Below are 15,757 nucleotides of genomic sequence, written 5' to 3' on the forward strand. Positions count from 1 at the left end.
TGTCGATTTCGCCGACGTGCGAATCCCCGAGCGCACACTGAGCGAAAGGCCCTGGCGCTTATGAACACCACGGTCAGCTGCGAGCTGCACCTGCGCCTCGTTGTGTCGAGCGAGTCCTCCCTGCCTGTCCCCGCAGGACTGCGGTACGACACGGCCGACCCCTACGCCGTGCACGCCACCTTCCACACCGGAGCCGAGGAGACCGTCGAGTGGGTGTTCGCCCGCGACCTCCTCGCCGAGGGGCTGCACCGCCCCACCGGCACCGGCGACGTCCGCGTCTGGCCATCGCGCAGTCATGGTCAGGGCGTCGTCTGCATCGCCCTCAGCTCTCCGGAGGGCGAAGCTCTGCTGGAGGCCCCCGCACGGGCCCTGGAGTCCTTCCTGAAGCGAACCGACGCCGCCGTGCCGCCCGGCACGGAACACCGGCACTTCGATCTCGACCAGGAGCTGTCGCACATCCTGGCGGAGAACTAGGCCCCGACACCCCACCGAGCCGCCCGGCGCCGTCCACTCGGGGAGACGGCGCGGGCCGAGACAACCGCATAGGGCACCCAGCGGCGTCGTCACCGTGAGCTTTCACGGAGGCGGCGCCGCTGCGCGCGTGCACGGCGCTCAGGGGGCCGGGGAACCCGGGCGGCCGGGCGGGCGTTGCACGGGCAGGAGCCGCCGTCGGGCGGCGCCCGGTGGGGCGGGCGCGGTTGTCGCTACCATCTGCCCCCATCGGCGGGCGCCCGCCCGACCCTCAGGCCAGGGAGCGAAACGTGCTGATCACCCACGACACCCGGTGCGCGCTCGACACCGTGGTGGATCTGGTGAACACCGCGCCGGAGGACGACACGGCGGCGGACGGACTGCCGGACGTGGCGGCGCTGGCGGAGTTCACCCGCGGCCACGCCGTGAGCGACGTCGGCACGCTGTCCGAGCCGGATCTGGCGGCGGTGCGGGAGATCAGGAGCCGGTTCGCCGGGATCTTCGCCGCGCCGGACGCCCGGACGGCGGCCGGGATGATCAACGACCTGGTCGCGGCCGCGGGCACCACCCCGCGCCTGACGGACCACGACGGCTACGACTGGCACGTGCACTACTTCGCCCCCGGCGCCTCGCTGGCCGACCATCTCGCCGCCGACTGCGGGATGGCGCTGGCCTTCTTCGTGGTGGCCGGCGAGGAGGAGCGGCTGCGGCGCTGCGAGGCACCGGACTGCCGGCGCGCCTTCGTGGACCTCTCCCGCAACCGCTCGCGCCGCTACTGCGACAGCCGGACCTGCGGGAACCGGCTGCATGTGGCCGCCTACCGGGCGCGCCGCAAGGAGGCGGCCGGCTGAGCCGAGCCGGGAGGGCCCAGGTGACACGCGCCGGGGGTGCGCGGTTCGACGCCGGTCCCGGCGGGTGACGCCGGGACGGGCGCGTACGGCTCACAGCAACAGCAGATCGTGCAGCGCAGCCATGAGGATCAGACACCCGATCACCGCCAGGAAGATCATCAGCGGTGGCTGGGAAAGGGCGAAGAGGCACCCGCGCGGCTCGTCCTTCTGCGGCGCGGCCTCGCTCTGTGTCGTGTCGACCATCTCGCGGTGATGATGACCCAGGTCAGGACCTGTACGCGATCAACACACTCGTAAAGTGCGGGACTGCGCCGAATTCGTACCGTAGCTTTCGCGTCGCTCCGCGGGGTGAACGGTTTCGTGCGCGGCGTGACGGTATGTGGCGACAGGTCCGTCATGTGCAGGTCATCGGTCTGGCATATGCGATCTGGCATATGCCGACAGCTATATGCCGTGCTTCTTGAGGATGGCCTCGATGTCGCTGAAGTCGTCCGAGGAAGACTTGGCCGGAGCGGAGGGCGCGGCGGCCGACCGGGAACCCTGGCCCGCGCTCCGGCCCAGCGCGGGTGCCGAGGCGGACGGGCTCACCGGGGTGGCCGAACCCTCACCGGCGGCCGCCCGTGCGGCGCGGCTGCCCCGGCGGCGCTCCACAGCGCGGACGAGGGCGAAGAGCGCCCAGGACGCGCCGAGCACGCCGAAGCCGGCCCAGGCCAGCGGGCTGAAGGCGGTACGGGCCAGCCAGCCGACGGCGCCCGTCATCACCAGGCCGACCGGGATCAGGGAGTAGGCGGTTATGCGCAGGGCGGTCAGGAAGCGCTTGCGGTAGGCGGTGACCGCGGCGATGCCCAGGCCCGCCGCGGACACGGCGGAGCAGACGGTCTCGGCGAGCATCCGGTCCTCCTGGCGGGGTCGGTCGGTCCTCCGGTCCGGTGTTCCGGGCCGGGACGGCGAGGGCACCGACGGTGCGCTTCGTCCCTTCCATCCTGCACCGTCCGCACCCGGCGGGGCCACGGTCCGGCCCGGAGATCAGGGACTTCTCAGGGATGCCCCCGGGCCCCCTCGGGGTCCCCACCGGGCAGGCTGCCCACGGCCGCGATTGGGCCGGGCCGGACCCGCCTGGAAGACTGGGCCGCATGAGCGACACCTCCCCCGCGCACCCCGAGCCCGTCGTGCTCGACGTCTGGTGCGAACTCCAGTGCCCCGACTGCCGCAGCGCCCTGGACGACGTACGCGCCCTGCGTGCCCGCTACGGCGACCGGCTGGAGATCCGGCTGCGGCACTTCCCGCTGGAGAAGCACAAGCACTCCTTCGCCGCCGCCCAGGCCGCCGAGGAGGCGGTGGAGCAGGGGCAGGGCTGGCCGTACATCGAGGCGGTGCTCGCGCGCGTCGAGGAGCTGGACCGGCGGGGCGAGGCGGTGCTGGTGGACACCGCCCGTGAACTCGGCCTGGACCCCGAGGAGTTCGAGGTCGCCTTGATCGACGGGCGGCACATCCTGATCGTGGACGCCGACCAGGCCGAGGGCAAGGCGATCGGCGTCACCGGCACCCCGACCTATGTCATCGGCGGCGAGCGCCTGGACGGCGGCAAGAGCCAGGAGGGGCTGCGCGGACGGATCGAGGAGATCGCCGACCGCCTGCTGGCCGACGCCGAGGCCTGAGCGGGACCCTGAGTCTGAGCCTGAGCCTGAGCCGCTACAGCAGCGGCTTGGTCAGCGTGCGGTACGTCGTCTCGTAGCCGAGCGACTCGTACAGCCGCTCGGCCGGGGTGTTGCCCGCGAAGACGTTGAGGCCGAGGGTGCGGGCGCCCTCGGTGATCGTGCGGGCCTCCGCGAGGAGCATGAGGGCGCGGCCGTGGCCCCTGCCCCGGTGGGCCTCGTCGGTCTGGACGTCGTAGATCCAGCGCTCGTCCTCGCGCCGGCCGAGCCAGACGTGGCCCACCGGGGTTCCCTCGTGCTCCAGGACGCCGAACCAGACGCCTTCGGAGGCGAGTCCGTCCGGGAGCACGGTGGCGTGGTCGCGCCGGGCCTTGGCGTGGGCGTCGGCCTCGGGTACGCCGCGCTCGATCCACTCCTTCGCGTACCGCGCCCGTTCCGCCTCCTGCCAGGCGGTGAACTCCGCCCCGGTCATGGGGCGGGCGGTGCTGCCGGGCGGGAGGCGCGGGGGCTCGTCCCCGAGGCGCTTGCGCATGCCCCGGTTGCGCAGGACGTAGCCGAGGGCGTCGGCGAGGCGGGACGCGGCCTCGTTCGCGGCCGGGAGGGTCAGCTCGATCTGGCGGCAGCCCCAGCTCCGCGCCACTTCCTCGGCGGCGAGCATGGCCACCGTGCCCCGGCCGCGCCGCCGGTCGGGCTCGTCGATCCGCAGCCCGGTGACGCGGGCCACCGTGGGGCCGAGGAACGGCGAGGTGTCCAGGCGGATCTCACCGGCCGGGCGGCCGTTCACGCACACCTGGAAGCGGCGCGAACGGGTGCCGTCCGCGTGCTGCTGGAGCGGCTCGGTCGGCCGCAGTGTCGTCGTCATCACGGGAGTTGTACCCGCTCGGCGGCGCCGGGTCAGCTCAATTACCCGCGCCCGCCGGGTGGATGGGGTCTCACGGGTTCAGGTCGGCGCGCGAGCGCTCCTCGAAGATCCGCATCGCCTTGGTGGTCACCGGGCCCGGCGCGCCGGGCAGTTCACGGCTGTCGACCCGGTGCACGCCCTGCACGTCGCGCAGCGAGGAGGTCAGGAAGATCTCGTCGGCGCGCTCCAGCACGTCCAGCGGGAGGTCGGTCTCCTTGGCGCCGGTCCATTCGATCGTCAGCGCGCGGGTGATGCCGGCCAGGCAGCCGGAGGGAACCGGCGGGGTGTGGATCTCGCCGTCCAGGACGACGAACACGTTGGAGCCGGTGCCCTCGCAGAGCTGCCCGACGGAGTTGGCGAACAGCGCCTCGGACGCGCCCTGTTCGCGCGCGCGGGCCAGCGCGACGACGTTCTCGGCGTACGAGGTCGTCTTCAGGCCGGTGAGGGCGCCGCGTTCATTGCGGATCCAGGGGACGGTGACGACGGCCGTGGAGTCGGGGCGGCGGGTGGTCTCGCTCACGGCGACGAGCAGGGTCGGGCCGTGCTCGCCGCGCTCGGAGCCGAGGGGGGCCTGGCCGCCGGTGTAGGTGACGCGGAGCCGCCCGAGCGGCATGGGGTTGGCCTCCAGCACGGCCGCGCAGGCGCGGGCGACCTCGTCGTGGTCGGGGTCGGGCAGGCCGAGGCCGCGGGCGGAGCGGGTCAGCCGGTCGAGGTGCCGGGTGAGCGCGAACGGCTTGCCGTCGGCCGCCTTCAGCGTCTCGAAGACGCCGTCGCCCACGGTCAGCCCGTGGTCGAAGACGGAGACGCTCGCGGTGCCGGCGTCCCGCAGGGCGCCGTCCAGCCAGATGCTCATGTGCGGGCCTTTCCACTTTCCTGGTACTGCCCCGACGCTACCGTGAGCAGCCGGGACCTCTTCAGCTCGGTCTCGCGCCACTCCGCGAGCGGGTCGGAGCCCCAGGTGATCCCGGCCCCGGTGCCGAAGCGGAGGGCACCCTCGGCGCGGTCGATCCAGAACGTACGGATGCCCACGGCCAGCTCGGCGGTGCCCCGGTCGGCGTCGACCCAGCCGATGCCGCCGCAATAGGGGCCGCGCGGGGCGGTCTCCAGGGCGGCGATGATCTTCAGGGCGCTCGGTTTGGGGGCGCCGGTGACCGAGCCGGGCGGGAAGGTGGCCGCGAGCAGCTCGGGCCAGCCGGTGTCCTCGCGCAGTTCGCCGCGCACGGTGGAGACGAGGTGGACGAGTCCGGGGTGCTTCTCGGTGACGCACAGCTCGGGGACGGTGACGCTGCCGGTGGCGCAGACGCGGCCGAGGTCGTTGCGGACCAGGTCCACGATCATCACGTTCTCGGCGTGGTCCTTCTCCAGCAGGTCCGCCTCGGTGCGGCCGGTCCCCTTGATGGGCCCGGACTCGATGGTGCGGCCGGTCCGGCGCAGGTACAGCTCCGGCGAGGCGGTGGCGATCTCCACCCCGTGTTCCGGCAGCCGTACGGTGCCCGCGTAGGGGGCGGGGTTGCCGCGGGCCAGCAGGGCGGTGAGGGCGTCCACGTCGGCTTCGGGGCCGACCGGTGCGCTCAGCACCCGGCAGAGGTTGGCCTGGTAGACGTCGCCGGCCGCGATGTGTTCCCGGATGCGCCGGACGGCGCTCATGTAGGCGGCGCGGTCCAGCGATGTGGTCCAGTCCTCGGGGGCCGGGCCCCGCCAGGCGCCCGGTAGCGGGGCGGGGACGGGCGCGTGCCGGACGTCGGCGAAGCGCGCGCAGGTCAGGCCGCCCTCGAAGTCGGCGACGACGGCCCAGAAGCCGGTGGAGTCGAGGGCGGCCGGGTCGCTGGTGACGTCGAGGAGGCCGGTGGCGAGGCGGTCGCCGAAGCGGGCCAGCGGAGTCCGGGAGGAGGCGGCGGCCGGGAGGTGGAGCACGTGGCCGAGTCTAGGCCGGGTGTCCGAAAGCCGGGCCGGACGGGCGGCTCGCGGGACCCTTGGCCACGGTGTCCGCCGGGTGCACCGCAGCACGCTGCGCAAACGCGTTTTTGTGCTGGCTCAGGAATCCGCTAGAGTTCAACACGTCGCCGGGACGCGCAAGCCGACCGAAACGACAAGCGGACGTAGCTCAGTTGGTAGAGCGCAACCTTGCCAAGGTTGAGGTCGCGAGTTCGAGCCTCGTCGTCCGCTCGCAGGAAGTAGGGTGTCTTCCCGATCCCTACGCTCCTGGTGGAGTGGCCGAGAGGCGAGGCAACGGCCTGCAAAGCCGTCTACACGGGTTCAAATCCCGTCTCCACCTCCAAGGACGATTAGCTCAGCGGGAGAGCGCTTCCCTGACACGGAAGAGGTCACTGGTTCAATCCCAGTATCGTCCACTGGATCTTCTCGAAGGTCCCATCCCGCGCGATTAGCTCAGCGGGAGAGCGCTTCCCTGACACGGAAGAGGTCACTGGTTCAATCCCAGTATCGCGCACGCAGTGCCCATGATCCGCTCCATGGAGTGAACTCGACTGGCGTCGATCGATCGTGGTCCCGAGGACGATTAGCTCAGCGGGAGAGCGCTTCCCTGACACGGAAGAGGTCACTGGTTCAATCCCAGTATCGTCCACACACCGAAGAATCCCCCGGCCGTCTCGTACGGCCGGGGGATTCTTCGTGTCTCAGCTCGAGAAGAGCATGTGGCCGAAGCTCTTGTGGCGGTGGTGTCCGCCGTAGTGGCCGCCTTGGTGGTGGCCGCCGTGCTGCGGGGCGCCCCAGGCCGGCGCGGGCGCGGCGGGGTAGCCCTGTTGCGGGGCGGGCGGCGGCGGGCCGGGCTGGGACCACTGCGACTCCAGGCGGGTCAGCGCCTCCAGTTCGCCGTAGTCGAGGAAGATGCCGCGGCATCCGTTGCACTGTTCTATCTGGATGCCGTTGCGGTTGTAGGTGTGCATCGGCGCATGGCACTTCGGACACTGCATGGTTCGGCTCAACTCCTCGTCCTCGGGTCCTGCTTGGTGTTTCCCCAGGACAGACTCCGTCCTGTCCCGGCCGGTTGCAGCCTATTTGAGGAAATCGGCGGCCAACCGGTCGGGGGCGCCCGGCATTCGGGCACACGCGTCCACGACGGCCTGCTCCACCTCGTCCAGCGGGCGCCCGGCGGTGAGGGCCTTGGTGAGGGCGAGGGCGGCGGTCTGCACGGTGAGCGCGCGGGCGGGGACGTCCAGTACGGGCCAGGGGTCCGCGTCCTTCGGGACGGCGGGGCCGCCGGCGGCCTGGTAGGCGGCCAGGAAGCGGAGCCATTCGTCGGGCGGGAGGAGCCCGCAGGCGTACCAGGCGGCGGGGCGGGCGAGGTCCCAGGCGGGGTCGCCCGCTCCGAGGTCGTCGACGTCGATGAGGTGCCAGGGCCCGTCGGGCGCGGGGTGGCGGACGAGTTGGCCGAGGTGCAGGTCGCCGTGGCAGAGGAACGGGGTGCCGGGGGCGGGTACTTCGGCGCGGGCCCAGGGCGGGAGGGCGGCCCAGGCGGCCAGCACGGGCGGGGCCTCGGTGGAGGGGTGGTCGGCCAGGGTGCGGCGCAGGCGGGACATCGCCAGGGCCGCCTTGGCCGGGCCGCGCATCGGGGGCAGTCCCGTGGGCGGAGGGGTGCGGTGGAGGCGGGCGAGGAGGGTGGCCGTGGCTTCCCAGGGGGCGGCGTCGGGGTCGTCGCGGTCGACGGGGGTGCCGTAGGGCCAGTGGGTGATGAGGCGGCCGTCCAGGCGGGCCGGGGCCGGCGTGAGCGGGGCCAGCAGGATGCCGGGGAGGCGGGCGGCGGTCTCCAGGCGGCGGGTCAGCTCGTGCGGGTCGGTGTCCGGGGCGTGGGCCTTGGCGACGGTCGCGCCGTGCCGGACGACGGTGGCGTCCGGGCGGTCGGCCAGCGCACCGCAGACGCAGCCGCACGGCCCGGCGCCGGGATGCACGGCCGCCCTGAGCCGGGCCGTCAGGGCCGGGGCTGTTTCCGCTGTCACGGGAGGCGAGCGTACCGGGGTGGGCGGAAACGCAATGCCGGCGCAGCTCCCCAGCTACGCCGGCATTGCGTGCCGTCCGTCGCACCCCCGTCCCCACGGGGTTTCCTGGATGTAAGGGAGAGATCCCGCCCGGACCGCTCTTCCGGGCCTGGGCCGCCTCTCAGCGGCCCAGCATCGCACCCACGGACGACGCCTGTGTGGCCACCGTCTCCCAGCCGTCGAAGACGAGCAGGAGCAGGGCCGCCAGGGGAAGGGCCATCAGGGTCGCCACCAGGGGGTGGCGGCGGCCCGCGCGGCGTCGGAGGGGTGTGTCGCGCCTCGGTGCCGTGGGGGCCATGGTTCCTTCTCCCGGCCGATTCGGTTGTTGGCAGCGGCGGGCGTGTGGCCTCGGGGGGCGAGCGCCGGGCCCGCCGCTTGACCTCAAATCTAGGTTCGTGGCGCGGGGCGGGCGTCATGCCCTCGTACCGAATGGCGGGCCTCCCGGAGGATGAGCCTCCTGTCCGCGCGTACTCCCCTGGGTGGAGACGTGCGGTGGAGTCTCAGGGTCTTCCCGGAAGGGTCGCGGGCGAGCGCCCCGGCGTCTCCTCCCAGGGGTGGATTGGCGTGACTTCAGTCACTTTGGCCGTCCGGGGGCGCGGCCGGGAGGAAGGGAGGCGGCGCCCGGCACCGCGGCGGTGGCCGGGCGCTCCTCCCCCGCCTCGCGGGGCGGTGCCCCCTGCTGCCGGTTGACCAAAAGTCAACATCCGCCCCAGGTCAGAGGGTTGACGACGTCCTTACATCAACCACACAGCAAGATCCGTGTCGCTGACCGCGTTTCACCTCGGGCGTGGGGTAGGCGCAATCCATCGGCCCGAGAGGGCGCGGCCTCTGCGCGCGGGCGGCCGTGGAAACGTAAGCTGGGCACGTCACAGGGACCGGGCAGCGGGGATGAACATGGCGATGATGCGCCTGAGGCGCGAGGACCCGCGCGTCGTCGGCTCGTTCAGGCTTCACCGACGGCTCGGCGCGGGCGGGATGGGCGTGGTCTATCTCGGCTCGGACAAGAAGGGCCAGCGGGTCGCGCTGAAGGTGATCCGGCCCGATCTCGCGGAGGACCAGGAGTTCCGGTCGCGGTTCGCGCGCGAGGTGTCGGCGGCCCGGCGCATCCGGGGCGGCTGCACGGCCCGGCTGGTGGCGGCGGACCTGGAGGCCGAGCGGCCCTGGTTCGCCACGCAGTACGTGCCCGGCCCCTCCCTGCACGACAAGGTCGCCGAGGAGGGCCCGCTGTACGCGGCCGACGCGGCGGCGATCGGCGCGGCCCTGTCGGAGGGGCTGGTGGCGGTGCACGAGGCCGGTGTGGTGCACCGGGACCTCAAGCCGTCCAACATCCTGCTGTCCCCCAAGGGCCCGCGGATCATCGACTTCGGCATCGCCTGGGCCACCGGCGCCTCCACGCTCACCCATGTCGGCACGGCGGTCGGCTCCCCCGGCTTCCTGGCGCCGGAGCAGGTGCGCGGCGCGGCGGTCACCCCGGCCACCGACGTGTTCTCGCTGGGCGCGACCCTGGCGTACGCCTCCACCGGTGACTCCCCGTTCGGGCACGGGAGTTCCGAGGTCATGCTGTACCGGGTGGTGCACGAGGAGCCGCATCTGCACGGGGTGCCGGACGCGTTGGCGCCGCTGGTGCGGGCCTGCCTGGCGAAGGACCCCGAGGACCGGCCGAGCACGCTCCAACTGTCCCTGCGACTCAAGGAGATCGCGGCCCGCGAGGCACAGGGTCTCGGTGAGGTACGGCCGCCCGGGCCGCGGGCGCCGGTGTCGGACCGGGCCTCGGTGCGGCTCGCGGACACCTCGCCCGACCAGCAGCGCACCACGCAGCGCCGAGCCGCTCCCGGTACCCCGCCGCCGCGCGGTGCCGCGCCCTCCCGGGGCGGGGCTCCCTCGCGCGGCGGTGTCGCGTCCCGGCCCGGTACCCGGCCGAGCCCGTCCGGGCGCGGTACGGGCAGCCGGCCCGCTCCGCGCAGTGGCGCGGGCCGTCCCGCTCGTACCACGGGGACCAAGCTCCGTCCGGCCAATCCGCGGCTGCTGCGGCAGCGGCTGACCGTGTTCGTGGTGGTGACGCTGCTGGTCGCCCTGGGCATCGCGGTGGCGCAGGGCTGTTCAGGACCGGCACGCGGCCTGGGCGGGGACGGCGGCGAACAGCGTACGGCCGTGCGGCAGGCCCCCGTGTCCGGAGACAATCAGGGGCGGGTGGCGTAGAAGGCGACCGCCGAGGCCGCCGCCACGTTCAGGGAGTCGACGCCGGCCTCCATCGGGATGCGCACATGGACGTCGGCCGCCGCGAGCGCGGCCGGGGAGAGACCGTCGCCCTCGGTGCCCAGCATCAGGGCGAGCTTCTCCGGGCGGCGGGCGGCGAGTTCGTCCAGGGTGATGGACTCGTCCGAGAGGCACAGCGCGGCCAGCTCGAAGCCGTGCGCGCGGAGGGTGTCGGCGTCGTGCGGCCAGGATTCCAGGCGGGCGTACGGCACCGCGAAGACCGTGCCCATGGAGACCTTCACCGAGCGCCGGTACAGCGGGTCGGCGCAGCGCGGGGTGAGGAGTACGGCGTCCACACCGAGGGCGGCCGCGTTGCGGAAGGCGGCGCCCAGGTTGGCGTGGTCGACCATGTCCTCGAAGAGCGCGACCCGGCGCGGGGTGCCGTGGGGGCCGGCGGACTCCAGCAGTTCGGCCGGGGTGGGCAGCGGGTTGCGGGCCATCGAGGCGAGGGCGCCCCGGTGGACGTGGTACCCGGTGACGCTCTCGGCCAGCTCGGGGCTCACCACGTAGACCGGGCAGGTCAGTTCGTCGATGAGGTCGGCCATCGTGTCGACCCACTTGGGGGTGAGCATCATCGAGCGCATCCCGTAACCGGCGTTCCCCGCGCGGCGGATGACCTTCTCGCCCTCGGCGATGAACAGTCCCTCGGCGGGTTCGCGCCTGCGGCGCAGGGCCACGTCGGTGAGGTCGGTGTAGTCGTGCAGGCGCGGGTCGGCGGGGTCGTCGACGGTGATGAGCTGGGCCACGGGGTGCTGCTGCCTCGTTCTTGGTGAGGGGTGCGGTCAGGGGGCGGTCGGGGTCTCGTTCACCACGGCGCCGATGACGATGACCGCCGGGGGCTTCACGGCCTCGGTGCGGACGGTCTCCGCCACGGTGGCCAGCGTCGCGTCCACCCGGCGCTGGGCGGCCGTGGTGCCCTCCTGGACGAGGGCGACGGGGGTGTCGGGGGCCTTGCCGTGGGCGATCAGGGTCTCCGCGATCTTGCCGATCTTGTCGACGCCCATCAGGACGACGAGGGTTCCGGTGAGACGGGCCATCGCGGGCCAGTCGACCAGGGAGCGGGCGTCGTCGGGGGCGACATGGCCGCTGACCACGGTGAACTCATGGGCGACCCCGCGATGGGTGACGGGTATCCCGGCCGCGGCCGGCACTGATATCGAGCTGGAGATGCCGGGGACCACGGTGCAGGGGATGCCCGCCTCCGCGAGCGCCTGCATCTCCTCCATGCCCCGGCCGAAGACGAACGGGTCGCCGCCCTTGAGCCGCACCACGGACCTGCCCTGCTTGGCGTGCTCGATCAGGGCGTTGTTGATGGCCTCCTGGGCCATGTACCGCCCGTAGGGGATCTTGGCGGCGTCGATGACCTCGACGTGCGGCGGGAGTTCGGCGAGCAGGTCGCGCGGGCCGAGCCGGTCGGCGATCACGACGTCGGCCTCGGCGAGGAGGCGCCGGCCCCGGACGGTGATCAGGTCGGGGTCGCCGGGGCCGCCGCCTACCAGGGCGACGCCCGGCGTACGGGTGCGGTGGTGGGGGGCGACCAGGGTGCCGTCGCTCAGGCCCGCCACGACCGCGTCGCGGATGGCGGCGGTGTGCCGGGGGTCGCGGCCGCGCGCGCTGGTGGTGAGGACGGCGACGGTCACGCCCTCGCTGGTGCCGGTGGCGGGCGTCCACGCGGTGGCCCGGTCGGCGTCGTCGGAGCGGACGCACCAGACGCGGTGGTCCTCCGCCTCGGCGGAGGCCGCGGCGTTGGCGACAGGGTCGCTGGTGGCGATCAGGGCGTACCAGGCGCCGGAGAGGTCGCCCTCGGCGTAGGGGCGGCGCTGCCAGGTGATCTCGCCGGCGTCGGCCATCGCCTCGACGGAGGGGGTGGCCTCCGGAGCGACCAGGAGGACGTCGGCGCCCGCCGCGATCAGCGCGGGCAGGCGGCGCTGGGCGACCTGGCCGCCGCCGAGGACGACCACGCGGCGACCGGTCAGGCGGAGGCCCACGGGGTAGGCGGGGTGTTCGGCCATGAGGTGCGGCTCCTCGTGCGGTGTGCGGTGGGCGCGCCGCGCCTTCGGAGCGGCCCTGACGTGCGGATCTTAATGTCCGGGCCCCTGGTGGGGCACGGGTGGTCCGGCTGGTGAACACCGGACCACCCGTGGCCGCGGGCTACTTCTCGGTGACGCTACTTCTCCGTGACGCCTGCCGAGTCGAACGTCGCCACCTCGTGCATCGCGCGGGCCGTGCTCTGCACCAGCGGCAGCGCCAGCAGCGCGCCGGTGCCCTCGCCCAGGCGCAGGTCGAGGTCGACCAGCGGGCGCAGCCCCAGCTTGTTGAGCGCGGCCACATGGCCGGGCTCGGCGCTGCGGTGACCGGCGATGCAGGCCGCCAGCACCTCGGGGGCGATGGCGCGGGCGACCAGCGCGGCGGCACCGGCACTCACCCCGTCCAGGATCACCGGTGTGCGCAGCGACGCGCCACCCAGCAGCAGGCCGACCATGGCCGCGTGCTCGAAGCCGCCGAGGGCCGCGAGGACGCCGATCGGGTCGGCCGGGTCGGGCTGGTGGAGTTCCAGCGCCCGGCGGACGACCTCGGTCTTGCGGGCCAGTGTCTCGTCGTTGATGCCGGTGCCCCGGCCGGTGACCTCGGCCGGGTCGGCGCCGGTGAAGACCGAGATCAGCGCGGCGGAGGAGGTGGTGTTGCCGATGCCCATCTCGCCGGTGAGCAGCGCCTTGTTCCCGGCGGCCACCAGGTCGCGGGCGGTCTCGATGCCGACCTCGATGGCGGCTCTCGCCTCCTCGCGGGTCATCGCGGGGCCGGTGGTCATGTCGGAGGTGCCGCCACGGATCTTGCGGGGCAGCAGGCCGGGCGTGGCGGGCAGGTCGGCGACCACACCGACGTCCACCACGCACACCTCGGCGCCGACCTGGTTGGCGAAGGCGTTGCACACCGCGCCGCCGCCCAGGAAGTTGGCGACCATCTGCCCGGTGACCTCCTGCGGCCACGGGGTGACGCCCTGGGCGTGCACACCGTGGTCACCGGCGAACACGGCCACGGCCGCGGGCTCCGGGATGGGCGGCGGGCACTGCCGGGACAGGCCGGAGAGCTGCGCGGAGATGATCTCCAGCATGCCGAGCGCGCCGGCCGGCTTGGTCATGCGCTTCTGCCGCTCCCACGCCTCCCCGAGCGCCTTGGCGTCGAGCGGGCGGATCTGTGCGACGGTCTCGGCAAGCAGGTCGTGGGGGTCCTCTCCGGGCAGGGCGCGGCGGCCGTACGTCTCCTCGTGCACCACCCAGGACAGCGGGCGGCGCTTGGACCAGCCGGCCTGCATCAGCTCGGGTTCGTCCGGGAACTCGTCGACGTACCCGACGCACAGGTAGGCGACGACCTCCAGGTGCTCGGGCAGGCCGAGCGCGCGGACCATCTCCCGCTCGTCGAAGAAGCTGACCCAGCCGACGCCCAGGCCCTCGGCGCGCGCGGCGAGCCAGAGGTTCTCCACCGCGAGCGCGGAGGAGTACGGGGCCATCTGCGGCTGGGTGTGCCGGCCGAGGGTGTGGCGGCCGCCGCGGGTGGGGTCGGCGGTGACGACGATGTTCACCGGGGTGTCGAGGATGGCCTCGATCTTCATTTCCTTGAACTGCTTCGCCCGGCCCTTGGGCAGCGACTTGGCGTACGCCTCGCGCTGGCTCATGGCGAGGTCGTGCATCGCGCGCCGGGTGTCGGCGGAGCGGATGACGACGAAGTCCCAGGGCTGCGAGTGGCCGACCGAGGGGGCGGTGTGGGCCGCCTCCAGGACGCGCAGCAGCACGTCGTGCGGGATGGGGTCGCTGCGGAAGCCGTTGCGGATGTCGCGGCGCTCGCGGATCACCTTCAGGACGGCTTCGCGCTCGGCGTCGTTGTACGCGGGCGCGGCGGGGCCCAGCGGCAGGGCGTCCTCGGGGTCCTCGTCCTGGTCGGCGTCGGTGGTGGCGAGGTCCTCGGCGTGCTGGACGAGGTCGGGCGTCTCGGGCTCGGGGGCGGCGGCCACGGGGCCCTGCGGGGCGACGGCGTCCGGGTCGGGGAGGATCAGCGGCTGCGGCGGGGTGGGCGCCAGGTGCGGGGTGGTGGGCACCTGTCCGTCGACGGCCACGAACCGGCCGAGCGGCTGCTCCGGGTGCGGCTCCGAGGGCAGCCCGGAGGGCAGCGGCTCCGCCGGGGCGGGCGCCTCCCCAGGGGTCTGGAGCTGGGGGCCGGAGGGGGCTTCGTGCACCTCCGCGGGGGCCGGGGGCTGCACGGCGGCGACCGGAATGTCCCCGGGCTCGGGGAGCAGGAACTCAGGGGCGGCGAGCGGGGCTTCGGGCTCCGGGGCCTCCACGGGAGCCGCGGGGTCCGGTACGGGGGCCTCCGCCACCGGGGCGACCGGGGCGACCGGGGCCTCGGGCACGACCGGCTCGGCGGCCTGCGGGGCCTCCTCGGCCGGAAGCGCCACGGCGTCCTCGGGTGCCTCCTCGGCAGGAACCTCCGCCTCGGCGACCTCGACGAGCGCCTCCTCGATGGCGGCCTCGGCCTCGTGTCCCGGAGCCGTGTCGGGCACGGCCTCCAGCACGGGCTCGGTCACCTCGGGCTCGGGGATCTCGGCCACGAGCGGGGTCTGCGGGGCCTCCTCCACGACGGCCTCGGCCTGCGCGGTCAGCCGGTCCACGGCGGCCTGCGCGGCTTCGGCGGGCGCGGGCTCGGCGGGCGCGGTCTCGGCCTCGGGCAGAGGGGCCTCGGGCAGAACGGCGTCCGGGAGGGCGGCCTCCGGGAGGGCGGCCTCCGGGGCAACCGGCTCCGGGACGACCGGCTCGGGGGCGACGGCCTCGGGGACGACCGCCTCGGGAGCGACCGCCTCGGGCGCGGCGGGCTCGGCGACGACGGGGTTCGGGACCACCGGGTCCGGCGCGACCGGGTCGGGGAGAACCGCGTCCGGAACGGCCTCCGGAAGCACCTCCTCCGGAACAACCGTTTCGTCGGCCGGTGCCACGGCCTCCACCGGACCGGCGCCCCACGGCGCGGCAGGCTGCGGGACCGGGTCGGGCAGCGCCTGCACCTCGAGGTACTCGGGCCCGGCCGGGGGCCGTGCCGGCGCGCCCGCGGGGCCGCGGTCGGCGAGGGAGCGGACGGGGCTGGCGGAGGCGTCCGGGATCGGCGGACCGAGGTGCAGCGGGCGGCGCGGCGGCTGCACGGGGCCGGGGCCCTGCTCGGGCAGCCGTACGCCGCCGAGGTCGACGGAGCCGGTGTCCCGGCCCGCCGTCTCGTGGGCGTCCGGCTCGTGGACGGTCTCGACGATCGGTGCCGGGGCGGGGGGCGGCAGTTCGTTGCCCCACGCGCCCTGAGCGCCCGGCAGCAGCAGGTCCTCGTCCTCGGCGGGCGCCTCGGCGAGGTAGGTGTACGCGCCGTGCCCGAGGCCCGGCTGCTCCACCATGCCTGCGCTCTCCGGCTGTCCCTCGGCCGGGACCTGGCCGGTGTCGGTCATGCGTACCCCTCGCCCATCGGTTTAGTGCTCCTACGACCAGCTCACCCGGAACGGCGCACCGACCGCCCCGTAGTGAGAACGAGCGTCCGTGCGCATCGGCACGAACGACCCGCCAGAAATGGCGACAAAGCCATTCGGTGGCATTCTCGCGG

15 protein-coding genes and 5 tRNA genes are annotated in these 15,757 nt (G+C 74.0%); 9 read left to right on the top strand and 11 right to left on the bottom strand.

Annotated features, from left to right (window positions below):
* Positions 1-60: 60 nt before the first annotated feature.
* The gene (locus tag ACZ3HQ_RS25705) at positions 61-474 is read left to right on the top strand and encodes an SsgA family sporulation/cell division regulator (protein ID WP_010351314.1); all 414 of its coding nucleotides are present in this window, start codon (positions 61-63) and stop codon (positions 472-474) included.
* Positions 475-761: 287 nt separating this feature from the next.
* Positions 762-1,322: a CGNR zinc finger domain-containing protein gene (locus ACZ3HQ_RS25710; protein WP_467514399.1), complete on the top strand. Its 561-nt coding sequence runs from the start codon at positions 762-764 to the stop codon at positions 1,320-1,322.
* Between the two features lie 90 nt (positions 1,323-1,412).
* On the opposite strand, the gene ACZ3HQ_RS25715 is transcribed toward ACZ3HQ_RS25710, so the two are convergent.
* Positions 1,413-1,565, bottom strand: a complete 153-nt coding sequence (locus ACZ3HQ_RS25715) for a hypothetical protein (RefSeq protein WP_165425682.1) — start codon at positions 1,563-1,565, stop codon at positions 1,413-1,415.
* Between the two features lie 201 nt (positions 1,566-1,766).
* Positions 1,767-2,213, bottom strand: a complete 447-nt coding sequence (locus tag ACZ3HQ_RS25720) for a hypothetical protein (protein ID WP_467514401.1) — start codon at positions 2,211-2,213, stop codon at positions 1,767-1,769.
* Between the two features lie 242 nt (positions 2,214-2,455).
* Between ACZ3HQ_RS25720 and ACZ3HQ_RS25725 the strand changes: the two genes are divergently transcribed.
* Complete coding sequence (locus ACZ3HQ_RS25725) at positions 2,456-2,980, top strand: DsbA family protein (RefSeq protein WP_467514403.1); 525 nt, start codon at positions 2,456-2,458, stop codon at positions 2,978-2,980.
* A 34-nt stretch (positions 2,981-3,014) separates the two neighbouring features.
* Here ACZ3HQ_RS25725 and ACZ3HQ_RS25730 read toward each other — a convergent pair whose 3' ends face one another.
* From ACZ3HQ_RS25730 to ACZ3HQ_RS25740, 3 genes are all read right to left on the bottom strand, one after another.
* A complete protein-coding gene (locus ACZ3HQ_RS25730; RefSeq protein WP_467514405.1) occupies positions 3,015-3,839 on the bottom strand; it encodes a GNAT family N-acetyltransferase in 825 nt (274 codons plus the stop codon).
* Positions 3,840-3,909: 70 nt separating this feature from the next.
* A complete protein-coding gene (locus ACZ3HQ_RS25735) occupies positions 3,910-4,731 on the bottom strand; it encodes an aminotransferase class IV (protein WP_467514406.1) in 822 nt (273 codons plus the stop codon).
* On the bottom strand, positions 4,728-5,792 hold the full coding sequence (locus tag ACZ3HQ_RS25740) for a chorismate-binding protein (protein WP_467514408.1): 1,065 nt from the start codon (positions 5,790-5,792) through the stop codon (positions 4,728-4,730). Before ACZ3HQ_RS25740 ends, ACZ3HQ_RS25735 begins: the two co-directional genes overlap by 4 nt.
* A gap of 179 nt (positions 5,793-5,971) precedes the next feature.
* Between ACZ3HQ_RS25740 and ACZ3HQ_RS25745 the strand changes: the two genes are divergently transcribed.
* From ACZ3HQ_RS25745 to ACZ3HQ_RS25765, 5 genes are all read left to right on the top strand, one after another.
* Positions 5,972-6,044: transfer RNA gene (locus ACZ3HQ_RS25745), tRNA-Gly, on the top strand.
* A 38-nt stretch (positions 6,045-6,082) separates the two neighbouring features.
* Positions 6,083-6,156, top strand: a tRNA-Cys gene (locus ACZ3HQ_RS25750).
* Position 6,157: 1 nt separating this feature from the next.
* Positions 6,158-6,229: transfer RNA gene (locus ACZ3HQ_RS25755), tRNA-Val, on the top strand.
* A 26-nt stretch (positions 6,230-6,255) separates the two neighbouring features.
* Positions 6,256-6,327: transfer RNA gene (locus ACZ3HQ_RS25760), tRNA-Val, on the top strand.
* Between the two features lie 63 nt (positions 6,328-6,390).
* A tRNA-Val gene (locus ACZ3HQ_RS25765) sits at positions 6,391-6,462 on the top strand.
* Positions 6,463-6,514: 52 nt separating this feature from the next.
* Here ACZ3HQ_RS25765 and ACZ3HQ_RS25770 read toward each other — a convergent pair.
* The 3 genes from ACZ3HQ_RS25770 to ACZ3HQ_RS25780 all read right to left on the bottom strand — a co-directional run bounded on the left by ACZ3HQ_RS25770 (position 6,515) and on the right by ACZ3HQ_RS25780 (position 8,171).
* A complete protein-coding gene (locus ACZ3HQ_RS25770; protein WP_467514410.1) occupies positions 6,515-6,811 on the bottom strand; it encodes a TFIIB-type zinc ribbon-containing protein in 297 nt (98 codons plus the stop codon).
* Positions 6,812-6,892: 81 nt separating this feature from the next.
* Positions 6,893-7,834 (bottom strand): phosphotransferase family protein, encoded by a 942-nt coding sequence (locus tag ACZ3HQ_RS25775; protein ID WP_467514411.1) that lies wholly within the window; start codon positions 7,832-7,834, stop codon positions 6,893-6,895.
* Positions 7,835-7,994: 160 nt separating this feature from the next.
* A complete protein-coding gene (locus tag ACZ3HQ_RS25780; protein WP_467514413.1) occupies positions 7,995-8,171 on the bottom strand; it encodes a hypothetical protein in 177 nt (58 codons plus the stop codon).
* A gap of 590 nt (positions 8,172-8,761) precedes the next feature.
* Here ACZ3HQ_RS25780 and ACZ3HQ_RS25785 point away from each other — a divergent pair.
* Positions 8,762-10,072 (top strand): serine/threonine-protein kinase, encoded by a 1,311-nt coding sequence (locus tag ACZ3HQ_RS25785; RefSeq protein WP_467514414.1) that lies wholly within the window; start codon positions 8,762-8,764, stop codon positions 10,070-10,072.
* Here ACZ3HQ_RS25785 and ACZ3HQ_RS25790 read toward each other — a convergent pair.
* The 3 genes from ACZ3HQ_RS25790 to cobT all read right to left on the bottom strand — a co-directional run bounded on the left by ACZ3HQ_RS25790 (position 10,054) and on the right by cobT (position 15,605).
* The gene (locus ACZ3HQ_RS25790; protein ID WP_467514416.1) at positions 10,054-10,875 is read right to left on the bottom strand and encodes a TrmH family RNA methyltransferase; all 822 of its coding nucleotides are present in this window, start codon (positions 10,873-10,875) and stop codon (positions 10,054-10,056) included. The two genes, ACZ3HQ_RS25785 and ACZ3HQ_RS25790, sit on opposite strands and share 19 nt — an antisense overlap.
* A 36-nt stretch (positions 10,876-10,911) precedes the next feature.
* Positions 10,912-12,141: a uroporphyrinogen-III C-methyltransferase gene (cobA, locus tag ACZ3HQ_RS25795; RefSeq protein ID WP_467514417.1), complete on the bottom strand. Its 1,230-nt coding sequence runs from the start codon at positions 12,139-12,141 to the stop codon at positions 10,912-10,914.
* Between the two features lie 155 nt (positions 12,142-12,296).
* Positions 12,297-15,605: a nicotinate-nucleotide--dimethylbenzimidazole phosphoribosyltransferase gene (cobT, locus tag ACZ3HQ_RS25800; protein WP_467514419.1), complete on the bottom strand. Its 3,309-nt coding sequence runs from the start codon at positions 15,603-15,605 to the stop codon at positions 12,297-12,299.
* Between the last annotated feature and the right edge of the window lie 152 nt (positions 15,606-15,757).

Source organism: Streptomyces sp. NPDC018263 (assembly GCF_055562575.1).

Excerpts from the sequence above, each read along its gene's own strand:
- ACZ3HQ_RS25705 (WP_010351314.1), top strand. The coding sequence starts at position 61 with ATGAACACCACGGTCAGCTGCGAGCTGCACCTGCGCCTCGTTGTGTCG.
- ACZ3HQ_RS25715 (WP_165425682.1), bottom strand. The coding sequence starts at position 1,565 with ATGGTCGACACGACACAGAGCGAGGCCGCGCCGCAGAAGGACGAGCCG.
- ACZ3HQ_RS25720 (WP_467514401.1), bottom strand. The coding sequence starts at position 2,213 with ATGCTCGCCGAGACCGTCTGCTCCGCCGTGTCCGCGGCGGGCCTGGGC.
- ACZ3HQ_RS25725 (WP_467514403.1), top strand. The coding sequence starts at position 2,456 with ATGAGCGACACCTCCCCCGCGCACCCCGAGCCCGTCGTGCTCGACGTC.
- ACZ3HQ_RS25730 (WP_467514405.1), bottom strand. The coding sequence starts at position 3,839 with ATGACGACGACACTGCGGCCGACCGAGCCGCTCCAGCAGCACGCGGAC.
- ACZ3HQ_RS25735 (WP_467514406.1), bottom strand. The coding sequence starts at position 4,731 with ATGAGCATCTGGCTGGACGGCGCCCTGCGGGACGCCGGCACCGCGAGC.
- ACZ3HQ_RS25770 (WP_467514410.1), bottom strand. The coding sequence starts at position 6,811 with ATGCAGTGTCCGAAGTGCCATGCGCCGATGCACACCTACAACCGCAAC.
- ACZ3HQ_RS25780 (WP_467514413.1), bottom strand. The coding sequence starts at position 8,171 with ATGGCCCCCACGGCACCGAGGCGCGACACACCCCTCCGACGCCGCGCG.
- ACZ3HQ_RS25785 (WP_467514414.1), top strand. The coding sequence starts at position 8,762 with ATGAACATGGCGATGATGCGCCTGAGGCGCGAGGACCCGCGCGTCGTC.
- cobA (WP_467514417.1), bottom strand. The coding sequence starts at position 12,141 with ATGGCCGAACACCCCGCCTACCCCGTGGGCCTCCGCCTGACCGGTCGC.
- cobT (WP_467514419.1), bottom strand. The coding sequence starts at position 15,605 with ATGACCGACACCGGCCAGGTCCCGGCCGAGGGACAGCCGGAGAGCGCA.